The 23,477-nt window shown below is 64.8% G+C and carries 19 protein-coding genes; 1 reads left to right on the top strand and 18 read right to left on the bottom strand.

Annotated features, from left to right (window positions below; translation table 11 throughout):
- Nucleotides 1-1,557: a formate dehydrogenase beta subunit gene (locus AABA86_RS16335; RefSeq protein WP_338307527.1), complete on the bottom strand. Its 1,557-nt coding sequence runs from the start codon at nt 1,555-1,557 to the stop codon at nt 1-3.
- Nucleotides 1,554-2,030, bottom strand: coding sequence for a formate dehydrogenase subunit gamma (locus tag AABA86_RS16330; RefSeq protein ID WP_338307526.1), 477 nt, complete (start codon nt 2,028-2,030; stop codon nt 1,554-1,556). Before AABA86_RS16330 ends, AABA86_RS16335 begins: the two co-directional genes overlap by 4 nt.
- A gap of 224 nt (nt 2,031-2,254) precedes the next feature.
- On the opposite strand from AABA86_RS16330, the gene AABA86_RS16325 reads away from it, so the two are divergent.
- Nucleotides 2,255-3,148 (top strand): LysR family transcriptional regulator, encoded by an 894-nt coding sequence (locus AABA86_RS16325; RefSeq protein ID WP_028143020.1) that lies wholly within the window; start codon nt 2,255-2,257, stop codon nt 3,146-3,148.
- Between the two features lie 3 nt (nt 3,149-3,151).
- On the opposite strand, the gene AABA86_RS16320 is transcribed toward AABA86_RS16325, so the two are convergent.
- The 16 genes from AABA86_RS16320 to AABA86_RS16245 all read right to left on the bottom strand — a co-directional run bounded on the left by AABA86_RS16320 (nt 3,152) and on the right by AABA86_RS16245 (nt 23,158).
- The gene (locus AABA86_RS16320; protein WP_212248485.1) at nt 3,152-5,482 is read right to left on the bottom strand and encodes a PAS domain-containing sensor histidine kinase; all 2,331 of its coding nucleotides are present in this window, start codon (nt 5,480-5,482) and stop codon (nt 3,152-3,154) included.
- Nucleotides 5,483-5,708: 226 nt separating this feature from the next.
- On the bottom strand, nt 5,709-7,082 hold the full coding sequence (locus AABA86_RS16315; RefSeq protein ID WP_338307525.1) for a cation-efflux pump: 1,374 nt from the start codon (nt 7,080-7,082) through the stop codon (nt 5,709-5,711).
- Nucleotides 7,083-7,317: 235 nt separating this feature from the next.
- The gene (locus tag AABA86_RS16310) at nt 7,318-8,286 is read right to left on the bottom strand and encodes a quinone oxidoreductase family protein (protein WP_338307524.1); all 969 of its coding nucleotides are present in this window, start codon (nt 8,284-8,286) and stop codon (nt 7,318-7,320) included.
- Nucleotides 8,287-8,311: 25 nt separating this feature from the next.
- A complete protein-coding gene (locus tag AABA86_RS16305; protein ID WP_338307523.1) occupies nt 8,312-9,307 on the bottom strand; it encodes an NAD(P)H-dependent flavin oxidoreductase in 996 nt (331 codons plus the stop codon).
- Nucleotides 9,308-10,446: 1,139 nt separating this feature from the next.
- On the bottom strand, nt 10,447-11,097 hold the full coding sequence (locus tag AABA86_RS16300) for a hypothetical protein (RefSeq protein WP_338307522.1): 651 nt from the start codon (nt 11,095-11,097) through the stop codon (nt 10,447-10,449).
- Between the two features lie 57 nt (nt 11,098-11,154).
- Nucleotides 11,155-11,352 carry a hypothetical protein gene (locus AABA86_RS16295; RefSeq protein WP_018315845.1) on the bottom strand — a complete coding sequence of 66 codons (198 nt, stop codon included), beginning with the start codon at nt 11,350-11,352 and terminating at the stop codon, nt 11,155-11,157.
- Between the two features lie 268 nt (nt 11,353-11,620).
- Nucleotides 11,621-13,027 (bottom strand): hypothetical protein, encoded by a 1,407-nt coding sequence (locus AABA86_RS16290; protein WP_338307521.1) that lies wholly within the window; start codon nt 13,025-13,027, stop codon nt 11,621-11,623.
- 619 nt (nt 13,028-13,646) lie between these two features.
- The gene (locus tag AABA86_RS16285) at nt 13,647-14,420 is read right to left on the bottom strand and encodes a fumarylacetoacetate hydrolase family protein (protein ID WP_445083469.1); all 774 of its coding nucleotides are present in this window, start codon (nt 14,418-14,420) and stop codon (nt 13,647-13,649) included.
- Nucleotides 14,421-14,431: 11 nt separating this feature from the next.
- Nucleotides 14,432-15,451 (bottom strand): 2-dehydropantoate 2-reductase, encoded by a 1,020-nt coding sequence (locus AABA86_RS16280; protein ID WP_212248493.1) that lies wholly within the window; start codon nt 15,449-15,451, stop codon nt 14,432-14,434.
- Between the two features lie 105 nt (nt 15,452-15,556).
- A complete protein-coding gene (locus AABA86_RS16275; protein WP_212248494.1) occupies nt 15,557-15,985 on the bottom strand; it encodes a CBS domain-containing protein in 429 nt (142 codons plus the stop codon).
- A 177-nt stretch (nt 15,986-16,162) separates the two neighbouring features.
- On the bottom strand, nt 16,163-17,497 hold the full coding sequence (oxlT, locus tag AABA86_RS16270; protein WP_338307519.1) for an oxalate/formate MFS antiporter: 1,335 nt from the start codon (nt 17,495-17,497) through the stop codon (nt 16,163-16,165).
- A 245-nt stretch (nt 17,498-17,742) separates the two neighbouring features.
- On the bottom strand, nt 17,743-19,032 hold the full coding sequence (oxlT, locus tag AABA86_RS16265; protein ID WP_212248496.1) for an oxalate/formate MFS antiporter: 1,290 nt from the start codon (nt 19,030-19,032) through the stop codon (nt 17,743-17,745).
- A gap of 390 nt (nt 19,033-19,422) precedes the next feature.
- Complete coding sequence (locus tag AABA86_RS16260) at nt 19,423-20,922, bottom strand: tripartite tricarboxylate transporter permease (RefSeq protein ID WP_212248497.1); 1,500 nt, start codon at nt 20,920-20,922, stop codon at nt 19,423-19,425.
- A gap of 51 nt (nt 20,923-20,973) precedes the next feature.
- Entirely contained in the window at nt 20,974-21,465 is a 492-nt protein-coding gene (locus AABA86_RS16255; protein ID WP_338307518.1) for a tripartite tricarboxylate transporter TctB family protein, read from the bottom strand.
- 92 nt (nt 21,466-21,557) lie between these two features.
- On the bottom strand, nt 21,558-22,565 hold the full coding sequence (locus tag AABA86_RS16250; protein WP_212248499.1) for a Bug family tripartite tricarboxylate transporter substrate binding protein: 1,008 nt from the start codon (nt 22,563-22,565) through the stop codon (nt 21,558-21,560).
- A 455-nt stretch (nt 22,566-23,020) separates the two neighbouring features.
- Nucleotides 23,021-23,158 carry a hypothetical protein gene (locus AABA86_RS16245; RefSeq protein WP_162832240.1) on the bottom strand — a complete coding sequence of 46 codons (138 nt, stop codon included), beginning with the start codon at nt 23,156-23,158 and terminating at the stop codon, nt 23,021-23,023.
- Nucleotides 23,159-23,477: the final 319 nt, after the last annotated feature.

Raw genomic sequence — 23,477 nt, 5'->3', positions numbered from 1 at the left:
CTATTCCGCGGCCTGAAGCGTGGTCGGTGCCGGGACAAAATCCTCCCGGAAGTGCTTCAATGCGCTCAGCACAGGGTAGGGCGTGAAGCCGCCGAGCGCGCAGAGCGAGCCGAATTTCATGGTGTTGCAGAGGTCTTCGACCAGCGCGAGGTTTTCGCCGACGCGCTCGCCGTTGATGATCTTCTCGATGGTCTCGACGCCGCGGGTCGAGCCGATCCGGCAGGGCGTGCACTTGCCGCAGGATTCGATCGCGCAGAACTCCATCGCGAAGCGCGCCTGCCTGCGCATGTCGACGCTGTCGTCGAACACGACGATACCGCCATGGCCGATCAGGCCATCGCGCGCGGCGAAGGCCTCGTAGTCGAACGGCGTGTCGAACAGCGCCCGCGGGAAATAGGCGCCGAGCGGGCCGCCGACCTGCACGGCGCGGACCGGCCGGCCCGTGAACGTACCGCCGCCGATGTCGTCGACGAGCTCGCCGAGCGTCACGCCGAAGGCGGTCTCGAACAGGCCACCGTAGCGCAGATTGCCGGCCAGCTGGATCGGCATCGTGCCGCGCGAGCGGCCCATGCCGTAATCCGCGTAGGTCTTGGCGCCCTCGGCAAGGATGAAAGGGATGGCGGCCAGCGACAGGATGTTGTTGATGGCGGTCGGCTTGCCGAACAGGCCGTAATGCGCCGGCAGCGGCGGCTTGGCCCGCACGACGCCGCGGCGGCCTTCGAGGCTTTCCAGCAGCGCGGTCTCCTCGCCGCAGACATAGGCGCCGGCACCGACGCGCACTTCAAGATCGAAGCTGTAGGTCGAGCCGCCGACATTGCTTCCGAGATAGCCGCCGCGCCGCGCCGCCAGGATGGCGGCATTCATCGCCTCGATGGCATGCGGATATTCGCTGCGGGTGTAGATGTAGCCGTTGGTCGCGCCGACGGTGATGCCGGCGATGGTCATGCCCTCGATCACCAGGAAGGGATCGCCTTCCATGATCATGCGGTCGGCGAAGGTGCCGCTGTCGCCTTCGTCGGCGTTGCAGACGATGAACTTGCGGTCGGCCTTGGCCTGCGCGACCGTCTTCCACTTGATCCCGGTCGGGAAGCCCGCGCCGCCGCGGCCGCGCAAGCCCGATGCCGTGACTTCGTTCAGGATCGCCTCAGTGCCGAGCGACAGCGCGCGCTCCAGCCCCTTGTAGCCGCCATGGGCGCGGTAGTCGTCGAGCGAGCGCGGGTCGATCACGCCGCAGCGGGCGAAGGTGAGGCGGGTCTGGCGCTTCAGCCAGGGAATCTCGTCGGTTGCCCCCAACCGCAACAGATGCGGCGTATTGTTTGCGAGTGCATCGAGCAGGGAGGGGACATCGGCTTCCGTGACCGGGCCGAACGCGATGCGGCCCTGCGGCGTCGCCACCTCGACCAGCGGTTCAAGCCAATACATGCCGCGCGAGCCGGTCCTGACGATCTCGATCGCCACGCCGCGCTTGGCCGCAGCCTGCTCCAGCGCCAGAGCAACGTCGTCGGCGCCGACGGCGATTGCGCCGGCGTCGCGTGAGACGAACAGACGCAAGCTCATCGCTGTGCCTCCACAATCAACGCATCGAGACGCTTCTGATCGAGCCTGCCGATCAGGCGGCCGTCGAGCATCGCGGACGGTGCGGTCGCGCACAGGCCGAGGCAGTAGATCGGCTCCAGCGTGACGCGATCGTCGGCCGTGGTGCTGCCGAGCGACACGCCGAGCTTTGCTTCGGCGCGCGCCGCCAATGCATCGCCGCCCGCAGCCTGGCAGGCTTCCGCGCGGCAGAGCTTCAGCACGTGGCGGCCGGCGGGCTTGTGGCGGAAATCATGATAGAACGTGAATACGCCGTGGACCTCGGCGCGCGACAGATTGAGCGCTTGCGCCACCATGGGAATGGCGGCCTCCGGCACGTAGCCGAACGCCTCCTGCAGCGCGTGCAGGATGACCAGCGTCGCACCCTCTTGGTTGGCATGTTCGGCGATGATCTCGGCGCTGCGCGTTTCGTCCCAAGGTTCGTAAGTCGCTGTCATTCTTCGTTCTCAACCTGAGCGTTCCCTCGGCGCAAACTAGTTGGAATCATTCGAAGATCAATAAAGCTGTCCCGTGCTGCGATTGCGAATTCGGATCGATTGGCAAGCGCAATCGATCGATACGAATTGATAATGAAAGTTGTATCGGCTGCCGGTTTTTGCGTGTTGGTGCAGGCCCGGCATGCTAGCTTGCATGCCACGACAGAATTCGAGGGGACGCTCGGTTGATCGACAAACTTGAACTATTGCTGGCGCTGGCGAAGGAGCGGCATTTCGGACGCGCGGCGGAGGTTTGCGGCGTGACGCAACCGACGATGTCGACCGGGCTCAAGCAACTCGAGGAGATCCTCGGCGTGATGCTGGTGCAGCGCGGCTCCCGTTTCCAGGGGTTCACCCCCGAAGGCGAACGGGCGCTGGATTGGGCGCGGCGGATCGTGGGCGATGCCCGCGCGATGCGTGACGAGATCAACGGGCTGAAGCATCAGCTCTCCGGCGAGATCCGCATCGCCGCGATCCCGACCGTGCTCGGCATGGTCGCGGCGCTGACGACGCCGTTTCGCGCCCGGCATCCCGAGGTGCGCTTCCGCATCCAGTCCACCACCTCGTCCGAGGTGCTGGGGCTTTTGGAAAATCTCGAGGTCGATGCGGGGCTGACCTATATCGAGAACGAGCCGATCGGCAAGGTGCGCACCATTCCGCTCTACAACGAGAGCTACCGTCTTCTGACTGCGCCGGACGGCATGTTCGGCGACCGCGAGACGGTGACCTGGACCGAGGTCGGGCAGGTGCCGCTGTGCCTGCTGACGCCCGACATGCAGAACCGCCGCATCATCGACCGCGCCTTACGCTCCGTCGGCGCGGAGGCGACGCCGACACTGACCTCGAATTCGCTGCTGGTGCTGTTCACGCATGTGAAGACGGGACGCTGGGCGAGCGTGATGCCGGCCAAGCTTGCCGAGACGCTCGGTCTGTCCGACACGGTGCGCTCGATCCCGATCACCGATCCCGATGTCAATTACAGCATCGGCATGGTGATCCCGCAACGCGATCCGATGACGCCGCTGATTGCAGCGCTGGTCAATGTCGCGCGGGAAGTTGCGCCGTCGCTGCAGCTGTAGGGATCAAGCCGCAGCCGATATCCCGGACGCCGCCTTGATCGCGTCGCGTGGCAGGGTCACGCGCACGACGGTGCCGACCTCGAGCTTGGAGCGCAGCCGCATCGAGCCGCCATGGAGCTGCGCCAGCGAGCGGGCGATCGCGAGGCCAAGGCCCGAGCCGTGATAGGTCTTGGTGAGCTGGCTCTCCACCTGCTCGAACGGGCGGCCGAGCCGCGCCAGCGAATGTGGTGCGATACCGATGCCGGTGTCGGCGATCATCAGCACGATCCGGTCGTCGAGCTGCCGGCTGCGCACCACGATGCGTCCGCCGTCCGGCGTGAACTTCACCGCGTTGGACAGCAGGTTGACGATGATCTGCTTGGTGGCGCGGCGGTCGGCGACGACGGAGATGGATTTTGCGATGTCGGCGTCGAGCGTCAGGTGCTTGTCCTGGGCCCGGCCGGTGACGACCCGCAAGGATTCCGCGAGCGTCTGCGCCAGGTCGAGCTCTTCCATGTCGAGCTTCATGCGGCCTGCCTCGATCTTGGACATGTCGAGGATGTCGTTGATGACCTCGAGCAGATAGTGGCCGCTGGTCAGGATGTCCTGGCAATATTCCTGGTACTTTTCGCTGCCGAGCTCGCCGAACATGCCCGAGCCCATGATCTCGGAGAAGCCGATGATGGCATTCAGCGGCGTGCGCAGCTCGTGGCTCATATTGGCGAGGAATTTCGACTTGGTCTGGTTGGCTTCCTCGGCCCGGGTCTTCTCGCGCTGGTACTTCTCGGCGAGGTCGGCGAGCTCGACCGCCTGGCGCTCCAGCGCCGCCTGCGAGCGCTTCAGGTCGATGACGGTGGCGCGCAGGCGCAGATCGTTGTCGACCAGCTTCTGCTCGTGCTCCTTGATGCGGGTGATGTCGGTGCCGACCGAGACGTAGCCGCCGTCCTTGGTGCGGCGCTCGCTGATGTGCAGCCAGCTGCCGTCGTCGAGCTGCGCTTCGAAGGTCCGCGCGCCCGGGCCTTGGGCCGCGGTCTCGTTGTGGCGCGTGCGCACCTCCGGCATGCGGCCGACCTCGAGCACGGTCTCGTAGGAGGTGCCGGGGATGACGGCGCTGTCGGGCAGCTTGTGCAGGCGCTGGAAGTGCGAGTTGCAGAGCACGAGGCGGTCGCTGGCGTCCCACAGCACGAAGGCTTCCGGAATGGTCTCGATCGCGTCGCGCAGGCGGAGGTCGGCTTCCACGGTCCTCTCGGCGAGGCTCTTCTGCTCGGTGATGTCGACGGCGATCCCGATCAGGTGCACGCTGGAATCGGTCGCCCCGCTGGTCTTCTCGCAGCGGACGCGGAGCCAGATCCAATGGCCGTCGACGTGCTGCATGCGGAAGGTCTGGTCGATGTGGTCGATCTTCTCGGAGATGAGCTGGTCGGCAATGGCGAACAGGTCGATGTCGTCGGACTTCACCAGCGCGTTGACCTCGCCGAAGGTGAGGAGCTCGTTGCGGCCGTCGAGGCCCAGCATCGAGAACATCGATTGCGACCAGAAGATCCGGCCGCGCGACAGGTCCCAGTCCCACAGTCCGCAGCGGCCGCGGTTGAGCGCGGTGTCGATCCGGCCGCGCACGGCGTCGTTGATGAGGTCGCCTTCGCGGGCGCGGGTGGACTGCCAGTGGAAGGCGAAGCCCAGGATCAGGACGACGAATCCGGTCGTCGCCGACAGCGTCACCGAGAGCGCGGCATCGGAGCCCCAGATCGGCTCGTTGCGCTCCTGGATCACGGTGATGAAGCCGGGCAGCGACTTGATCTGCCGCGAGGTCGCCATCGCGGCGTTGCCGCTCGGCAGCGTCATGTCGGAGACGTTGCCGTCGCGCGTCGGCGCGGCCAGCAATTGTGCGGTCGTGATGGCGTCGAGCAGGCGGTCGTTGCCGGAAGGGTCGCTGTCGACCGGGACGCGGGCGAGGACACGACGCTCGACGCCGGCCGAGGTGACGATGACGTGGCGGCCCGAGGCCGTGCCCCAGGACGGGATCATATCCGGCAACAGCGCCGGCAGGCTCTCGATGTTCTTGAGCCGCTCCTGTCGGACGGAGGTGAGGCGGTCGATGCGTTCGGCGAGCAGATCGGCCAGCGCCGAGATGTCGTGCCGGATCACCAGCCGCTTCTGGCGCGTCTGGTCGACGACCTGCACGAACGCGCCGAGGCAGATCGTGATCAGGAACGCGATGATGAGCGTCGGCACGGCGCGACGAAGCGCCGGCTCTGCAATCAAGAGCCGATGATAGGCAGGTTTCGCGATCGATTGCGCCAATCCCTTGATCGAATCGGATTGGACGCACGCGTTCGCGGCGTCTGCACGCGACATGCCTTCGGCCCCCTGAAAACCAGCTTGCAACTGAAGTCCGGAAGCAGCCCCACATCGCTTCCGAATCACAGCGATTTGAATCCAGTTTTCGCGGGGTGTCGAGAGTCAATGAATCGTTAACGCGTATTTATTCTTATCCAATGCGCAGTTTGCGCGCGGAGTACCCGCAAACTCACGTGCGTGACGAGTCCGAAACGAGAACGTGTGACTCCTCGCACATTCTGCGTCACGCACGCGGCGGTTCGGCGTGGCTGATCACGCGCTTCACGCTCGGGAACGCGCGCCGCAGCGCGCGCTCGATGGCGTCGACGTGCTCGTGCACCTTGATCACGCTCATCGACGGCGCGGCGCGGCAGTGGAAGTTGACGATCTCGCCGGCGTCGGTGTTGCGGACGCGCACATTGTGGATGTCGTGGATCTCGCTGCCGGCGGCATATTCAGTCAGCGCGGCGGCGATGGCCTGGACGCGTTCGGGCGCGGCATCGACCCCGAACGGCAGTTCCGGCTCCAGCGGCTCGATATGGACGTCGACCTCGACGTCGGCGCCGAACTCCTCCTGGATGTTCCGCTCCAGCGTGTTGGCGACGTCATGGGCTGCCTCTAACTGCATGCCGGCGTCGACCTCGAGGTCGATGCTGACGATCAGCTTGCCGCCGAGATCGTGCACCGTGACGTGGTGGACGGCGAGGCCCGAATTATGCGCGATCACCATGATGCGGTCGCGCACGGTCTCGTTGTCGCGGGCGACGGGGACGGCGGTGAAGGTGAGGTCGGCATCGCCGAACGCCTTGTCCACGGCGGCCTGCGCGCTGCGCTTGATCTCCTCGACGCGGTCGATCGGATAGGTCCGCGGCACCTTGGCGATGGTGTCGATGAACGTGGTCGCGCCGACCATGCGCACGCGCAGCCGCCCGACGTCGATCACGCCCGGGACGCTGCGGATCGCGGCCGTGGCCTTCTCCTGCGCACCCTGCGGGGCGCGGTCGACCAGCGTCTGCACGGTCGAGCCGGCCATGCGCAGGCCGAGCAGGGCGATCATCACGGCGACCGCGGCGGCAGCGGCGGCGTCGCCCCACCAGAAGCCGAGGGCGGCGAGGATCAGGCCCGCGATCACGGCGAAGGAGCCCATGACATCAGAGGCGAAGTGCAGCGCATCGGCCGCAAGCGCCTGGCTCCCGGTTTCCCGCGCGGCGCGGTGCAGCGCGCGGGCACGCCAGAAATTGACGATGATGTCGATCACCAGCACCACGAACGGCACGGCCGAAATGGTCGGCGGCGGGGTTCCCTCGCGCAGCCGGCTATAGGACTCGACCAGGATGCCGCCGGCGAGCACGTAGAGCAGGGCGGTGACGCCGAGCGCGGAGATGCTCTCCAGCTTGCCATGGCCGTAATGGTGCTCGTCGTCCGCCGGCTTGTCCGATACCCGCACCACCGCCCAGGTGATGATGGTTGCGACCAGGTCGATCGAGGAGTGCAGGGCCTCGGAGATCAGCGCGAGCGAGCCGATCGCGATGCCGACCGCGAACTTGGCCGCCGCCATGCCGCCGCTGGCGAAGATCGAGATCGCGGCGACCGAGGTTTTGCTGTGCTGGGAGGTCATGGCGGGGATTTAGCAGCCCAGCGCGGGACATCAAGTGATGATCCACAGGAGTAGTCGCTAGTGATTTGCAGGAGCAATCCGCGTCGTGCCTAGTCTCGTAGGGTGGGCAGAGGCGCAAAGCGCCGTGCCCACCATTCGTCAGTGATGGATACAGATCGTGGGCACGCTTCCGCCTTCGCTCTTCGAGCTACGGCGGACAAGCCGCTTTGCCCACCCTACGGGACCGCGGTATGCCTCACACCGTCACCACGATCTTCCCGAGATGCTTGTTCGCCTCCATGTGCTCGAACGCCTTGTCGATGTCGTCGAACGCGAACACCTTGTCGATCGGCAGCTGCAGTTTTCGCGATTCCACCGCGCCCCAGATGTCCTTCCTGACCTCCTCGAAGATCTCGCGGACTTCCTCGATGGTGCGGGTGCGGAAGGTGACGCCGATATAGTCGATGCGGCGCGCGGCATGCAGGTCGAAGTTGAAATCGGCATGGGTGCCGCCGAGCCGGCCGACATTGACGATGCGGCCCTTCACCTTGGTCGCGGCGAGGTTCTGGCTCGCGACCTTGCCCGAGACCTGGTCGACGATGAGGTCGACGCCTTCGCCGTTCGTCGCCTTCAGGACCTCGTCGACCCATTTGGGATCGGAGGAATCAACGGCGAGGTCGGCGCCGTACTCCTTCAGCCGGCCGCGGCGCGTGGCATCGGTCGACGAGCCGATCACGAGCTTGGCGCCCTTGAGTTTTGCAATCTGCATCGCCATCAGGCCGACGCCGGAGCTGGCGCCCTGGATCAGCACGCTCTGGCCTGCCTGCACGCCGCCGACGGTGACGACGGCGTTGTGCATGGTCGCGAGCGCGACGGGCAGGGTGGCGGCTTCCTCGAAATTCATGTTCGAGGGTGCGCGGAACAGCCGGCCGTGATCGGCCAGCGTGTACTCGGCAAACGCAGCGCCGCCCGAGCCCATGATGCGGTCGCCGATTTTCACGCCCTTGGCATCCGGCCCGAGCTCGGCGACCTCGCCGGCCCATTCCATGCCGAGCACGGTGCCGGCGCCGCCGGCCGCGCCGTGGGCGTGCCCCCTGCGCATGCCGGTGTCGGCGCGATTGAGGCCGCAGGCGCGGACCTTGACCAGCACCTGCGTGCCTTTGGGCTTTGGTTGAGCGACGTCGGAAATCCGAGCGCCGTCAGGACCGTAGACGTAAGCTTTCATGAATCGCTCTCGCTTCTTGCAGTGACTATTCCGCAGCTTGCGCATTCGGATGAACGATCATGCCTTCGAGCCGGCTGCGGATGATCGCCTCCGCCTCGCGCACGATGCGGGAGATGAGTTCGGCGCAGCTCGGGATGTCCTGGATCAGGCCCTGCACCTGGCCGGCCGACCAGATGCCTTCGTCGGAATTCCCGGTCGCATAGACCATCTTGCCGCGGGCACCCGCGACCAGCTCGCGGATGTCCTCGAACTTCGCGCCTTCCTTCTCCATCGCGACGACCTTGGTCGAGATCTCGTTCTTGGCGACGCGCGAGGTGTTGCGCATGGTGCGGAAGATCAGCTCGGTCTCGCGCTCGTCATTGGCGACGATCTTCTCCTTGATGGACTGGTGGATCGGGCTCTCCCTGGTCGCCATGAAGCGCGTGCCCATGTTGATGCCGTCGGCGCCCAGCGCCAGCGCTGCGACGAGACCGCGGGCATCGGCAAAGCCGCCCGAGGCGATCATCGGGATCTTGACCTTGTTGGCGGCGGCGGGGATCAGGATCAGGCCGGGCGTGTCGTCCTCGCCGGGATGGCCGGCGCATTCGAAGCCGTCGATCGAGATGGCGTCGACGCCCATGCGCTCGGCCGAGAGCGCGTGGCGGACGCTGGTGCATTTGTGCACGACCTTGACGCCGTGCTTCCTGAACTCGTCGACATGCTCCTGCGGCTTGTTGCCGGCGGTCTCGACCACCTTGATGCCGCTCTCGATGATGGCCGCGCGGTATTCGGCATAAGGCGGCGGCTTGATCGCGGGCAGGATGGTGAGGTTGACGCCGAACGGCTTGTCGGTGAGGTCGCGGCAGCGCGCGATCTCCTTGGTCAGATCCTCCGGCGTCGGCTGGGTCAGTGCGGTGATGAAGCCGAGCGCGCCGGCATTGGCAACGGCGGCGACCAGCTCGGCGCGCCCGACCCATTGCATGCCGCCCTGGACGATCGGGTGCTCGACGCCGACGAGTTTCGTGAACCGCGTCTGCAACATGCTGTGTTTCCCCCTCGGTGGCCCGCAGGCTCTATTGTCGGTGATGGCGGAAGGATGCCGCCGGGGGTGGCAAAAGTCTATCAGCGGGGCGTGCGGTGGGGGCGGGGCGAGCATGCAGGGAGAGGGAGGATTCCGTGGGGCGGATAATTTGGGGGGCTCGTGTCCCGGACGCGCTGCAACGTCCTTCACGTTGCTGCGCAGAGCCGGGACCCATGCTCAGCGAGGGCTCTGAAAGATGGGCCCCGGCTCTGCAGCGCACCGTCGAAGGGACGCTGCGCTGCGTCCGGGGCACGGATAACCTCGATCCGGTTCTTCAAACAGTGGACACACCTTCGCGCTCTCGCGGCATCTTCCGCCCGAGCTTTGCGTCGTCGCGTTGCCCTCATGAAAGACAAGGGCGCAGGGAAGGCCGGGCGCCGGCTGGCACCCGTAAGTCCGTGCGCTACGAAGATGCACACGGGGTGGACCACAGGTGAGCCGAACGCCCGGCCTTCCCTGCGCGATGGTTTACGGCGTACTTCGTGCTCTCCCCGGGGAGCGATGCACTATTGCCCCCGTCGCCTTGCGGGTGATTGATGCGCGCACCGGTTGGTCGCCACATCACCGCAGGACTTGACGCACAGACCCCGGGCGTCAGGACCACACGACTTGACCGTCCGCGCACGTCTTCGCTGGGACTTCGAGTGCTGGCGTGTGCTCACGCCCGAAGCCATGCGAAGACGCTGTCGGCGCCGGGTCGTATGCGCGGAAAGCGCTTTGCTCACGGTTTCCCGCCCTGCAATGCTGCTCGCGCCCGACGCCGTCGCGTCCATCGCACCCCGGCCCGCGGTTCGTGACGATCGCGATCCGCCCCTTGTCTCGGGCCAGGGTGGCTTGCTTGTACGGTAAATCAGAAGTTCGGTAAAGCGGAATATTTGATGTGGCTGGGCTTGACAGGTGGGTGGAGGAATTTGTCCGGGTGTTTTGCCCGACGGGCGAGGGTGCTTCTTCAAACTCGACCGTCATGCCCCGCGAAGGCGGGGCATCCAGTACGCCGCGGCTTCTCGCCCCTGCCTCGCTGCCTCTGGAATACTGGATTGCCCGCTCCAGTGCGCAAGCGCGCACAAGGCGGGCAATGACACCGAGTATGGAACGGACAGCTACTCCGCCGACAGCCGCACGATCTGGCGGCCGCCGTTCATTTCCTTGAGGCGGTTGACGAAGTTTTCCGGACGCTGCCAGCGATACGGGACCTTCAAGCCCATGTACTCGGCGATGTCGCCGATGAAGCCGGTGCAGTTCATGGTCTCGGCGTTCCAGACCGGCGAGTTCGCCTGCAGTTTCTTGATGTAGGCGAACACGCGCTTGGCGTCGGCCTCGTTCAGGTAGACGCGATAGTTCGCGGTCAGATATTCCGGATCGAGATCGCCGTAGCTCGCGCCGGTCTCCGACGGCACGAAGGTGACGTGGCCGAGCACGTAGGCGAGCGTGTCGCCGGCCGGCGTCAGCCCTGCGACCTCGACCGCCTTCTCGCTGGTCTTGCCGTACCAGACGAAGGCGTGGCCCCAGCTCGCGGCCGTGCGGGCGCGGAAGTCGACGTAATAGGGACCCTTCTCCGCGCGCGCGACGGAGCGCCGCGCCGATTGCGGCTGAGGTCGTGATGTGGTGTCGGTCGTGGCAAGCGCGTTGGCATCGGCAACGCGCTTGTTCGCTTCGTGGGCCGAGGCCGAGGGCGTCGTACAGGCGATCATGGCTGCGAGGGCGAACCCCGCAAGGATGCAGGGTCCCGATCGATCAGGTTTGTTCGTCACGCTGTGCCCCTCGACTGTCGGCCGCTTACGCCAGTTTTGCGCTTGGTTTGTTGCGCGTCAGTAGCGCGCAGCGACCGGGCCCGGCGCCTTGCCGATCGGGGCCTTTCCAACCGGGCTCTTGCCAATCGGCATCTTGCCGATCGGCGCCTGCTCGGCCGGATAGACAGGTACCGGCTGGCGGCGCGGCAGGTCCGCAGCGTTCGCAGCCGTCACCAGAGCAAGCGTGGCACCCAGAGCAATTACAATCTTCTTCACAGCTGATACCCCTAGAAGGTTTGGTCCAAACACGGCCATGCCGTGCCCCCAGACACGCCTCAGAGATGGACGTCCGAATGCGTCCAAGTTGCGGCGCGCAGGGGACATGTTGGCGGCATATGTCTGACGCGCGCAGATGTGATGTGTCTGGATGTTTCGGAGGGCTCGCAGCTCGCAGGATGGGTAGAGCGAAGCGAACCCCATCGGCCGTTTGCGCGAGGAGATGTGATGGGTTTCGCTGCGCACTACCCATCCTACAAGAAGGCCTTCACCCGATCCGGTTCAAACTATTCCTGATCGTCGCGAAAATGCCACCGATGTCCTTGCGCAAGGCATCGAGTGCGTTGAAATTGTCGAAGATGCGGGCGAGGCGGTCTTCGACCTCGCGTTTGCTTTGGGTCAGCGCATCGACGCGCGAGGCGAGGGTGACGTCGCCATTCGTCTCGATCTCGCCGACGGTTTTGGCGAGGAGATCGCGGGTGGCACCGACGTCCGCGATCAGGGCCTCGATGCCGAACACCGGCGCCTTCAACGGGACGAGGTCGGCCTGCGACTTCGACAGCTCCGTCTTGAAGGCGTTCAGCGTCGCCAGCGTCTCCTGCAGGGCGCCGAGGCGCTGGCGCGACTGCAGGACGAAATCGTTCAGCGCGTTCTGGCGGTCGGCAAGGGTCTTGCCGTCGGCGTCCGTCTCGACATCGGCGAGCGAGCGTTCGAGCTGCGCCTGGCGCTGGCCGAGCTCCTCGAAGTCGAGCCGGATGCTTTTCAGAATGTTGAAGCTGTCGTCGATGCGGGCGAGGCGCTGCTCGATCTCGATCTTGTTCTTCGACAGCGTCTCGACGCGGGTGGGAAGCGGCGTCTCGCCGCCGGTCTCGAGCTCGTCGATGGTCTTGGCAAGGCGCTCGTGGCTGAGGCTGAGCTCGCCGATCAGGGCGTTGATGCCGGCGTCGGTTGACCGCAGCGGCACCAGCTCGGCGTGGGATTTCGCCAGATCCTCCTTGTACTGGTTGAGGGTCGCAAATGTCTCCTGGACGCCGTTCACCCGCCCTAGAAGCGCCGCCACGTCGCGCGCGATGTCCCTCTGCCGATCGGCGAGATTGTTCTTGCGGTCGTCGGTCTCGAGATCGTGCAGGGAGCGTTCGAGCTGATTCTGACGGTCGCGGATCTCGGTGAAGACGGGCTCGACCGCACGGCGCTGCTCGGCGACCTTGCCGACCATGTCGCGCAGGTGCTGCTGGCGGCTGCGGATTTCGGCGAGCTGGTCGTGCATGTCGGTGGCTTGGTTGCGGCCCTGCTGGAGCAGCGCGCGCCGCTCGGTCTCGCCCAGCTTGTCGTGCAGCGCGGAGACCGCCTCCCTTGGGTCGCTCTCGATCAGGTGCTGGACGGTCGCGTCGAGATGGTTTTGCAGGGCGTGGGCGACGACGACGTCCTCGCGGGTCTTCTTGAGCCGGTCCCGCAGCGTCTTCAGGCTGCGATCCTGGCGCGACAGCCGCCAGGCCGAAGCGCCGATCAGGGTCAGCGCGAGGGCGGGGAATATTCCGGTCGCGATGCGCTGCGGCACCGGCAGGCCCGCGAACCAGGCGGGCAGGTGACTGATGTCGTGACCGAACGCCTGCTGGGCGACGACCGCGACGATGGCCAACAGGCCGAACCAGGCAACCAGGAAAAACAGCCACATCGTGAATTCCACACGCCGGCGCACATTTTCGCCATGATTGCCAAGAGCGGAACCGAGCGCAAGGGGCGGGCAGACTTGTGGGCTGTTTCGGGCGGCGTGATCCACGGCTGGTTGCATTGGCCGATGGGTGGACGGCGCGAGGAGTGCCGGGTTTTCCCGGACAGACGTTCCCGCACACGCGTCATGCCCGGCCACGACGGATCGAGCAGCGTTAGTAGCCCGCATGAGCGGAGCGACATGCGGGACCATGCGAAGAGTCGTCCCGGATGTCGCTTGGCTCATCCGGGCTGCGGCGCCGTGCGCTATTTCCCGAGGAAGTTCGAGCGCATCTTGTCGGCGAACCAGACCGCGAAGATCGCACCGAACGCGAGAGCGAAGTACAGAGCCGTCCACAAAAGTGCATTACTTGCATTCGTCATGGTGTCCTCCCTGGCGTCAGAAATGGATTGCCGGGAAGGATAAGGCGGCCGTGCCGGCGCAATTTGCGCCGGATCAATTTTGCCGCGCTGCAGCGAGAATAAGTCAGTCGCCCGCATGAGCGGAGCGACATGCGGGACCACAGCGAAGAGCCGTCCCGGATATCGCTTCGCTCATCCGGGCTTCGGGATGGTGTTTGCAGCTACAGCCGAAACTCGTTGGTGAGCTCGCCGATGCCGTCGATCGCGACGGTGACCGTGTTCACGGGCTCCTTCATCACGCCGACGCCGACCGAGGTGCCGACGGCGATGAGGTCGCCGGGGAGCAGGGTCATGTCGTGGGAGATCCTGCTGACCAGCTCCTGCGCCGAGAAGATCATGTCGGAGATCGGGTAATTCTGCCGCTCTGCGCCGTTGAGGATGGTGCGGACGGTCAGCTTGGCCGGATCGAGGCCGGTTGCGATGACCGGGCCGAACGGGCCGTAATCGTCGATGCCCTTGGCGCGGGCCCATTGCGGGAAGGTGGGGTCGCTGGTCAGGATGTCGTTGGCGGTGATGTCGTTGACGCAGGTATAGCCGAAGATGCAGCTGTTGGCTTCGCTGGGGGAGACGCGCGCGCAGGTCTTGCCGATGACGATGCCGAGCTCGCCTTCATAGGTGGTCTTGCCATCGTAATAAGAGGGACGGCGGATCACGGCGCCGGGCGCCGTGATGGTGGTGGTGGCCTTCAGCAGATAAAGCGGCTCCGGCGGCTCGGGCTGGTTGAGCTTGGCCGCGAGCGCGTGGAAATTATTCCAGAGCGCGACGATCTTGCTGGGCGCGCAAGGCGCCAGCAGCTCGACCTCCGACAGCGCCAGAATCTTGCCGGTGGCCGCATGGCGGCCGAACATTTCGCCCTCGTGCACGCTGATGCCCGGTGGCGTCAGCGTGCCGAAACCGGTCGCGCCATTGTTCCGGAAGCGCAGCCACTGCTTCATCTCGCCCGCCATCACGCCACCGCCAGTGCGCGGGGATCTGAAGGTGTCGAGACGCCGTCATAGAGACCGGCGATGCGGGCGCGCTGGGTCACCATCGCCAGCACCGAATCGAGCGCGGGCGTGGCGATGCCGGTGAGGCGGCCCATCTCCTGCACCACGGTGACGAGCGGGTCGATCTCCATCGGGCGGCCGCGCTCGAGATCCTGCAGCATCGAGGTCTTGTGCGCGCCGACCTTGCGGGCGCCCTCGATGCGGCGCTCGACATCGACGCGGAATTTGACGCCGAAGGTCTCGGCGATGCCTTGCGTCTCCACCATGATCGCGCGCGACAGCGCGCGCGTGGACGGATCGGTGCAGATCACGTCGAGCGTTGCATGGGTCAGGGCGCTGATCGGGTTGAAGCAGACATTGCCCCACAGCTTGAGCCAGATCTCGTCGCGGATGCGGTCGAGCACCGGCGCCTTCAGGCCGGCCGCGACGAACAGATCGGCAAGGCGCTGCACGTCGCTCGTGATCTCGCCGGAGGGCTCGCCGAGCGGGAAGTTGTTGCCGTAGACGTGGCGGATCACGCCGGGCGCCTCGATCTCGGTGGCGGGATAGACGATGCAGCCGATGGCGCGCTCGGCGCCGATGTCGCGCCACTGCCGCCCGCCGGGGTCGATGCTCTCCAGCGTCGAATTCTCGTATTGGCCGCCGTGCTTGTAGAAGTACCAATAGGGGATGCCGTTGACGGCGGTGACGATGCGGGTGTGAGGGCCGAGCAGCGGCTGCATCTTCTCGATCACACCGGTGATCGAGTGCGCCTTCAGCGTGATGATGATGTAGTCCTGCACGCCGAGCTCGGCGGGATCGTCGGTGCAGCGCGGATGCACGATGTGCGTCTCCTCGCCCGCGAGCAGCGTCAGGCCGCGCTCGCGCATTGCGGCAAGGTGCGCGCCGCGCGCGATGAGGCTGACATCGGCGCCTGCGCGCGCAAGCTGAACCCCGAGATATCCGCCGATCGCGCCGGCGCCGTAGATGCAGATCTTCATGAAGTCCTCGCGAAGGAGCCGAAGCCGGAACTTGGGACGAAAGATCCGGTCCGGCTCGGAAGAATCCGAGCCGGGGCCGGTAGTCACAGGGGAAGGGTCGTCGCTTTAGGCTGCGGCTTGCGGCGTGCCGTTGATGGCTTCGTCCACGGCAGCTGCGATGTCGCGCATGCTGATGACGGAGACGAGGCTGTAATCGTCGATGACAGGCAAATGGCGGATGTGATGCCGGTTCATCAAATGGCGGACGTGCTCGATCGTGTCGCTCGAGGTGCAGGACACCAGCTGCTGCACCGAGACGAGCTGCGAGACCTTGACGTTGACGGCATTCGTGCCGTGCTCGGCGACGGCGCGCACCACGTCGCGCTCGGTGAACATGCCGACCGCGGTGTTACCCTCGGAGCGGACCACGTCCTTGACCACGAGAGCGCTGATGTTGTTGGCGCGCATCAGCTTGGCGGCGATACCCACCGTTTCGTTCATCCGCACCGTGACAACGCGCGGCGTCTTCTTGCGCAGAATGTCTCCGACCAGCATTGCAACCTCCCTGGGGTGAATGTTGGGAGAAGTGTGGTATACATAATGCCAATCGTCAAGCGCTGGTTTGGGTGATCCGAAAAATCTTGCGACAGCAATGCTGACGTTTGAGGGGTACGAAAAGAAAAGGGGCGCATCGCTGCGCCCCCTTGTTGATCCCTGCAATGTCAGTGGCGGCTACGCCGTCTCGGTCTTTGCAGTGGTCTCGGCCCTGCCGGTTGCTGTGCCCGCGCTCTCGGCTTCCTTGCCGAGGATGAAGGAACGGCGCATCGGCTTGATCACGAACAATGCCGTCAGCGCCGCCGTCGCGTTCAAGGCGACCGCGACCACGAACACGGCCTTCCAGCCGTAGGTCGCCGAGATCACGCTGGCGAGCGGGACGAGCAGGGAGGCGGTGCCCTTCGCGGTGTAGAGCATGCCGTTGTTGGTGGTCGCGAATTTCGAGCCGAAGGTGTCGCCGCAGGTCGCGGGGAACAGCGAGTAGATCTCGCCGAACACGCCGAAATACACCGCGGTCGCGAGCACGAACACGACCGGGACATGACCGTAAGCCGACAGCGTCAGCAGCATCAGCGCCGCGGTGCCGAAGGCGATGAACATGGTGTGCTCGCGGCCGATCGTGTCGGAGACCCAGCCGAAGAAGGGGCGTCCGAAACCGTCGAGGATGCGGTCCAGCGAGATCGCGAAGGTCAGTGCCGCCATCTGGAATCCGGCCAGCGTGACCGGGGTATCGGCGATCTTGAAGTCGTGCGCGATCGGGCCGATCTGCGCCGCGGTCATCAGGCCGCCGGATGCGACCATGACGAAGACGAGATACATCACCCAGAAAATAGGGCTGCGCAGCACCTGCGGCGGGGTGAAGTCGATCTTGGTCTGCGGCAGGTTGAGCTGCTTCTTCTTCGGCGGGATCGAGAGCCGCGGCGGCTGGATGAAGAAGGCGAGCACGAACACGATCACGCCCTGGCCGATGCCGAAGGTGAAGAACGCGTGCTGATAGCCGCTCGCTGCGATCATGGTCGCGATCGGCACGATGGTGAGCGCGGCGCCCGCGCCGAAGCCTGCGGCCGTCGCGCCGGCGGCAAGGCCGCGGCGGTCGGGAAACCATTTCAGCGCGTTGCCGACGCAGGTGCCGTACACCGCGCCCGCACCCATGCCGCCGATGATCGCGGCCGCGTACAGCAAGGTGAGGCTGTCGGCATAGGAGTTGAGAATCCAGGACAGTGCGATCATCACGCCGCCGAACATGACGACGATGCGCGGGCCGTATTTGTCGACGAACCAGGCCTCGATCGGCACCAGCCAGGTCTCGGTGACGACGAAGACCGTGAAGGCAAGCTGGATCGCGGCGCGTCCCCAGTGATGGGCCGCATCGATCGGATCGACGAACAGCGTCCAGCCATATTGCAGGTTGGCGATCATCGCCATGCAGACGATGCCCATGACGAGCTGGAGCCAACGGAACCCGGTGCGAAGAGGCGCGGCCGTGACGGCGCCGTCCGTGCTGGAAATCATCAAGAACCTCCCAACGCGCCTGATTGAATGCGACTTGGGATTGCAAGATGACCCAGTGTCGCAAATGTTGTGGCTTATCGTCGCAAGCGCGGCGCGGAGCTTGGTATACCATATCCCAGAATGCAAGGGCTAACTTGGCGGGCCGGCCAAGAAAATGCGCCGATGCGCAAAGACCTCGTGCAAAACGAAAAACGCCCGGCCGCGAGGCCGGGCGTTTGCTCGATGATGAGCTGTGGTGGAGCGTGTCAGACGGTCGACTTTGCGACCACGACCTTGCGCCACGGCTTGAGCAGCGCGATCGCCAGCAGCGAAGCCAGGATGTTGGCACCGGCCGCGATGATGAACACGTTGTCCCAATTGCCCGACGATTGCTGCATGTAATTGCCGATCGGGACCAACAGTGCGGCGGTGCCCTTCGCAGTGTAGAGCAGGCCGGCATTGGTGGTCGCGAACTTGGCGCCGAACGTGTCGGTGCAGGTCGAGGGGAACAGCGAGTAGATCTCACCCCAGGCGAAGAACACGAAGCCCGAGAGCAGCACGAACCAGACCGGATCGTGGCCCCAGAGGTAGAGCATCCAGATGCCGACGCCTTCCATGCCGAAGGCGATGAACATCGTGTTCTCGCGGCCGATCATGTCGGAGATCCAGCCGAAGAACGGACGCGTCAGGCCGTTGAGCACGCGGTCGATCGTGGCCGCGAACGTCACTGCCGTCATCGTCACCGCCATCAGCGTGACCGGCACGTTGTCGACCTTCCAGTCGGCCGCGATGGGCTTCAGGTTGGCCGTCACCATCAAGCCGCCGGCGCCGACGATCACGAACATGAAGTACATCAGCCAGAAGATCGGCTGACGCAGCACCTCGGTCGGCTGGTAGTTGCGCCGGGTCTGCAGCAGATTGGCGTTGGCCACCACGTTCGGCACCTGGCCAGCTTTCGGCGCGAGCAGGAAGAAGGCGAGGATGCAGATGATGATGCCCTGTCCGAGGCCGAAATAGAGGAAGGTGGTCTGGAATCCACTGTCCTTGATCATGGCCTGGATCGGCGCGACGGTCAGCGCGGAGCCCGCACCGAAGCCCGCCGCCGTGATGCCCGCGGCGAGACCGCGCTTGTCCGGAAACCACTTCAGCGCGTTGCCGACGCAGGTGCCGTAGACGCCGCCGGCGCCGATGCCCGCGATGATCATCCCGAGATAGTAGCCGTTGAGCGTGGTGGCCTGCGCGTTGATCACCCAGCCGATGGCGCAGAGCACGCCGCCGACCAGCACCACGATGCGCGGACCGTATTTGTCGACGAACCATCCTTCGATCGGGACCAGCCAGGTCTCGAACAGGACAAAGAGCGTAAAGGCCCACTGGATCGACGCGCGATCCCAGCCGAACTTCTTCTGGATGTCGGGGACGAAGAACGTCCAGCCGTATTGATAATTGGCGATCATCACCATCGCCGCGACGCCAACCGCCAACTGCGTCCAGCGATAGGCATCGCTGACGCGCGCGACACCTGGGGCCGCTGTTGACTGCACCATGTCTGTCATAAAAAACCCTCCCGAAGGCGCCGATCATTTTTATGCGTGCGCTGGTCCGCATCCTGGTATTCATTATGCCAAGATTCAAGCGACGGACTGGAGGGTGCGGCGAAATATCGCGGATTCTTCACATGCGCCATGGCTGCTCGCTTGTAAAGCCCAATCGTTTTCGGCCTGCGATCAACGCATTGATTTCGTGAGAAGTCTTCCTTGTTGCGGCGAAGCCGCAAGCGCTGCTGGAACCCGCGCATCCAGAGCTTCCAGCTTCCGGTCGGCGGTGCGCGCTGCCCCCGGGCACATCGGTGCACGGCCGTGCCATGACCGCTCAATCCTGGAATTCTATATTCCAGAAGTCCGGCCGCACGGCGGATTCGGCGGCCGCTTGCGCCGGCGCGCGCCTCACGCCATCGACATGCGCAGCCGGCTGTAGCCTTCCTGGATCGCGGACCAGAACAGGGCGACCAGACCGAGCGCCATGATGGTGCTGACGAGGCCGTTGGAGAAGAACACCCCGAGCGAGCCCTGCGATCCCAGCAGCGATTGGCGGAAGGCCTCCTCCGCCTTGTCGCCGAGCACGATGGCGAGCACGAGAGGTGCCAGCGGGTAGTTGCACTTCTTCAGGAGATAGCCGAGCACGCCGAACACCAGCATCAGCATCACGTCGAAGGTGCTGTTGTGCACCGAATAGGCGCCGATCGCGCACAGCACCAGGATGAGCGGGGCGATGATGCCGAAGGGCACGCGCAGGATCGCGGCGAAGAGCGGCACGCAGGTGAGCACGACGATGAGGCCGGCGAGATTGCCGAGATACATCGATGCGATCAGGCCCCAGACGAACTCCTTCTGCTCGACGAACAGCATCGGCCCCGGCTGCAGGCCCCAGATCAGGAGGCCGCCGAGCAGCACGGCAGCCGTCGGCGAGCCGGGCACGCCGAGCGACAGCATCGGCAGCAGCGCCGAGGTGCCCGCCGCATGCGCCGCCGTCTCCGGCGCGATCACGCCTTCGATCTCGCCCTTGCCAAAGTTGTTGCCGCGCCGCGCCAGGCGCTTGGCGATGCCGTAGCTCATGAAGGATGCCGGCGTCGCTCCGGCGGGCGTGACGCCCATCCAGCAGCCGATCAGGCAGGAGCGCAGCGAGGTCATCCAGTAGGCGGGCAGCTCGCGCCAGGTCTGAAGCACGACCCGAAGGTTGATGCTGGCATTGCCGCCGCGGAAGGCGAGCCCTTCCTCCATGGTCAGCAGAATCTCGCCGATCCCGAACAGGCCGATCACGGCGATCAGGAAGTCGAACCCGTTGAGCAGCTCCGTGACGCCGAAGGTCAGCCGCAATTGGCCGGTGATCGAATCGAGGCCAACCGCTGCGAGCGCAAAGCCCATCATCATCGCAGCGATGGTCTTGAACGGCGGCTCCTTGCTGAGGCCGACGAAGCTGCAGAAGGCGAGGAAGTACACCGCGAACTTCTCCGCCGGACCAAATCGCAGCGCAAAGCCCGCGACCAGTGGTGCGACCAGCGTGATCATGATGACGGCAAACAGCGCGCCGACGAAGGAGGAGGTGAAGGCGGCGGTCAGGGCTTCGCCGGGCTTGCCCTGCTGCGCCATGGGATAGCCGTCGAAGGTGGTCGCCACGGACCAGGGCTCGCCGGGGATGTTGAACAGGATCGAGGTGATGGCGCCGCCGAACAATGCGCCCCAATAGATGCATGACAGCATGATGATCGCCGACGTCGGCGGCATGCTGAAGGTCAGGGGAAGCAGGATCGCCACGCCGTTGGCGCCCCCGAGCCCCGGCAGCACGCCGATGATGACCCCGAGCGTGATGCCGATGATCATCAGCATGATGTTGTAGGGCTGCAGGGCGACCGCGAAGCCGTGAAATAGATTGGCCAACTCTTCCATATCGATGAATCCTGCAGCAATAACGGGATGACGGCGTGCAGCTCTTACATCCTACAAGCCGAGCCATTCCTCGAACGGCCCCTTGGGAAGCGGGACCAGGAACCAGCGCTCGAAAACGAGATAGGTCACCACCGGCATGCCGACCGCCACCGCGATGACCGTCAGCCAGCGATAGCCGCCGAGCCGGCGCATGAACCAGGCGATGAAGACCATCGAGGCGACGTAGAGGCCGACGAACGGCATCGAGCCGACATAGATCGCGGTGGGCACGACGACGCTCATGACCTGGCGAAGCTGCCCCCATGCCGCGAACAGGCGGCCGTCGTCGTCGCGTTGCGCGCTCCAGAGGTTGATTGCGCTGGCGCCGACGATGGCGGCGCCGACATAGAACGGAAAGAATCCGGCACGCGGGCCTTCCGCGCCCCAGTTGATGCCGGCTTTGATGCTGCCGAAGATCACGACGAGACCAAAGGCGCCGATCAACAGCGCCATGCCGATCTCCAGCGTCTTGTGGGTCGGGCCGGATTCGGATTGTTCAGTCATGGGGCCTCCAGGCGGAATCGCAGTGTTTCGCGGCAGACGGGAGGACGGCCGGCGTCCTCATCCGTCAACGATGTCGCGGGTCAATTCGGGAATCAATTTCCCGGCGCGAGGAAGCCGGCTTCCTTCATCAGGCCTTCGTGGCGCTTCTCCTCCGCCTCGATCCATTTGGCGTAGTCGGCTCCAGCCAGGAAGGTCGTGTTGAAGGCGCCGCTCTTCATGAAATCCTGCCATTCCGGCGTGGCCCGGACCTTCTTGAACAGCTCGACGTAATACTCGACCTGATCCTTGGTGGCCTTGGGCGACATGAAGATGCCGCGCAGCATGAGATATTCCATCGCGAGGCCCTGCGACTTGCAGGTCGGAATATCCTTCCAGGCCTTGCCCTCGGCGATCGGCTCGTCATAGGCCATCGGCTGGGCGTCGAAGACGCAGAGCGGACGGAGCTTGCCGCCGCGCCATTGCGCGACGGCCTCGATCGGATTGTTGACGGTGGAATCGATGTGATTGCCGACGAGCTGAACCGCGACCTCGCCGCCGCCCTTGTAGGGGATGTAGGTGAACTTGGCGTCGATCGCCTTCTCGATGCCGACCGTAATGATCTGGTCTTCCTGCTTCGAGCCGGTGCCGCCCATCTTGAACGAGCCGCTTGGTGCCTTCTTCGCGGCGTCGACGTAATCCTTGACGGTGCTGAACGGCTTCTCGGCATTCACCCAGAGCACGAATTCATCCAGTGCCAGCATCGCGACCGGACTCAAATCCTTCCAGTTGAACGGAATCCCCGTCGCCAGCGGCGTCGTGAACAAGTTCGAGAGCGTGATGATGATCTTGTGCGGATTGCCCGACGACGTCTTCACATCGAGAAAACCTTCGCCGCCTGCACCGCCGGCCTTGTTGATGACGACCATCGGCTGCTTCATGAGATTATGCTTGGTGACGATGCCCTGGATGGTTCGTGCCATCTGATCGGCGCCGCCACCGGTGCCTGCGGGCACGATGAACTCGACCGGACGAACCGGCTCCCAGGCCGCAAAACTTGCCGTGCTGTCGGCGCACGACATCGCCATTGTCGCCAAAGCGACATTCAGAACGAATGACTTCATCTCGTTTCTCTCCCTGTCGAAACGCGGCCGTTCTTTGCCGGCTCGCGTCAGCCCATCCGGATTCACGCGCTTGGGGTCACCTTTGCGGTCGATCTCCCATTGCAGCCTCACCAACTAGAAGTTTATGAGCGGGGACAAGGCGCGACATCCGCTCCTTTGGGCTAAGGCTCCGCCAGGATCGGCAAATGTGCCATGTCCTTGGCCGTTCCCGTCCCGCGCTCTGCATCCCCGTCTAGCACCTTGCCGCGCAATCGTTTTTGGTTGTCGAATGGTATGAGAGATGCCAGCCGGCTCACAATTAGACGGCCGGCCAGATCGGCGGACCAATCGTCGCAGTCGTGTTCGCGGGCCGAAGCGAGGACCAAAAGAAAATGGCCCCGACGAGGGGGCCATTGATCAAACCTAGCGTCTGCGGTTGCCGGCCGCGCCGTTTCGGCTGCGCCGGGAGCCCTTACTTACAGGCCGAAACGCGGCAGGTCGCCGTTGTGATTGGAGATCTCGGCGCTCGCCATCAGGAAACGGTCAACCGCAGCCATAAAGCGGCTGAACAGCGAGGAGGAGGGGGCGAAAGCGACGGAAGCGGTCTTGGACATTGGAATTCCCTTTCTTGAGACGATCAGTCTTGGCGTCTCGTCTGGGGATGAAACTATGTATACCAGATGCCACTGTCTACGCGTTTGTTTGCATAGCAGCATACAAAGTCCCGCATTGCAGCATAATGCCGGGTTAATGAGGCCGGTTCGGGCTTAAATGGCCTCCAAACGGGGCTTAGACGCCGTCTCCGGACGCCGAAGCGTACCTGCCAGAGGCATATCCATGCGCTTGAAGGGGAAACCGGGGCCCACCGCGCGAACCTGAAGCGAGCCGCAATGGCCGAGAGCTTTGCAGGGCAAGGCTTGGCAGGGCAAGTCA

This window comes from Bradyrhizobium sp. TM233 (assembly GCF_036247965.1).
Classification (GTDB): domain Bacteria; phylum Pseudomonadota; class Alphaproteobacteria; order Rhizobiales; family Xanthobacteraceae; genus Bradyrhizobium; species Bradyrhizobium ottawaense.
Note: the sequence above shows the minus strand (reverse complement) of the source record. Positions and strands in the feature narration are given on the sequence as shown.

Excerpts from the sequence above, each read along its gene's own strand:
- AABA86_RS16280 (WP_212248493.1), bottom strand. The coding sequence starts at position 15,451 with ATGAAGATCTGCATCTACGGCGCCGGCGCGATCGGCGGATATCTCGGG.
- AABA86_RS16320 (WP_212248485.1), bottom strand. The coding sequence starts at position 5,482 with ATGTCGCGTGCAGACGCCGCGAACGCGTGCGTCCAATCCGATTCGATC.
- AABA86_RS16290 (WP_338307521.1), bottom strand. The coding sequence starts at position 13,027 with ATGTGGCTGTTTTTCCTGGTTGCCTGGTTCGGCCTGTTGGCCATCGTC.
- AABA86_RS16250 (WP_212248499.1), bottom strand. The coding sequence starts at position 22,565 with ATGAAGTCATTCGTTCTGAATGTCGCTTTGGCGACAATGGCGATGTCG.
- AABA86_RS16335 (WP_338307527.1), bottom strand. The coding sequence starts at position 1,557 with ATGAGCTTGCGTCTGTTCGTCTCACGCGACGCCGGCGCAATCGCCGTC.
- oxlT (WP_212248496.1), bottom strand. The coding sequence starts at position 19,032 with ATGACAGACATGGTGCAGTCAACAGCGGCCCCAGGTGTCGCGCGCGTC.
- AABA86_RS16310 (WP_338307524.1), bottom strand. The coding sequence starts at position 8,286 with ATGAAAGCTTACGTCTACGGTCCTGACGGCGCTCGGATTTCCGACGTC.
- AABA86_RS16315 (WP_338307525.1), bottom strand. The coding sequence starts at position 7,082 with ATGACCTCCCAGCACAGCAAAACCTCGGTCGCCGCGATCTCGATCTTC.
- AABA86_RS16330 (WP_338307526.1), bottom strand. The coding sequence starts at position 2,030 with ATGACAGCGACTTACGAACCTTGGGACGAAACGCGCAGCGCCGAGATC.
- AABA86_RS16275 (WP_212248494.1), bottom strand. The coding sequence starts at position 15,985 with ATGCTGGTCGGAGACATTCTGCGCAAGAAGACGCCGCGCGTTGTCACG.
- AABA86_RS16305 (WP_338307523.1), bottom strand. The coding sequence starts at position 9,307 with ATGTTGCAGACGCGGTTCACGAAACTCGTCGGCGTCGAGCACCCGATC.
- AABA86_RS16245 (WP_162832240.1), bottom strand. The coding sequence starts at position 23,158 with ATGTCCAAGACCGCTTCCGTCGCTTTCGCCCCCTCCTCCTCGCTGTTC.
- AABA86_RS16285 (WP_445083469.1), bottom strand. The coding sequence starts at position 14,420 with ATGAAGCAGTGGCTGCGCTTCCGGAACAATGGCGCGACCGGTTTCGGC.
- oxlT (WP_338307519.1), bottom strand. The coding sequence starts at position 17,497 with ATGATTTCCAGCACGGACGGCGCCGTCACGGCCGCGCCTCTTCGCACC.
- AABA86_RS16260 (WP_212248497.1), bottom strand. The coding sequence starts at position 20,922 with ATGGAAGAGTTGGCCAATCTATTTCACGGCTTCGCGGTCGCCCTGCAG.
- AABA86_RS16255 (WP_338307518.1), bottom strand. The coding sequence starts at position 21,465 with ATGACTGAACAATCCGAATCCGGCCCGACCCACAAGACGCTGGAGATC.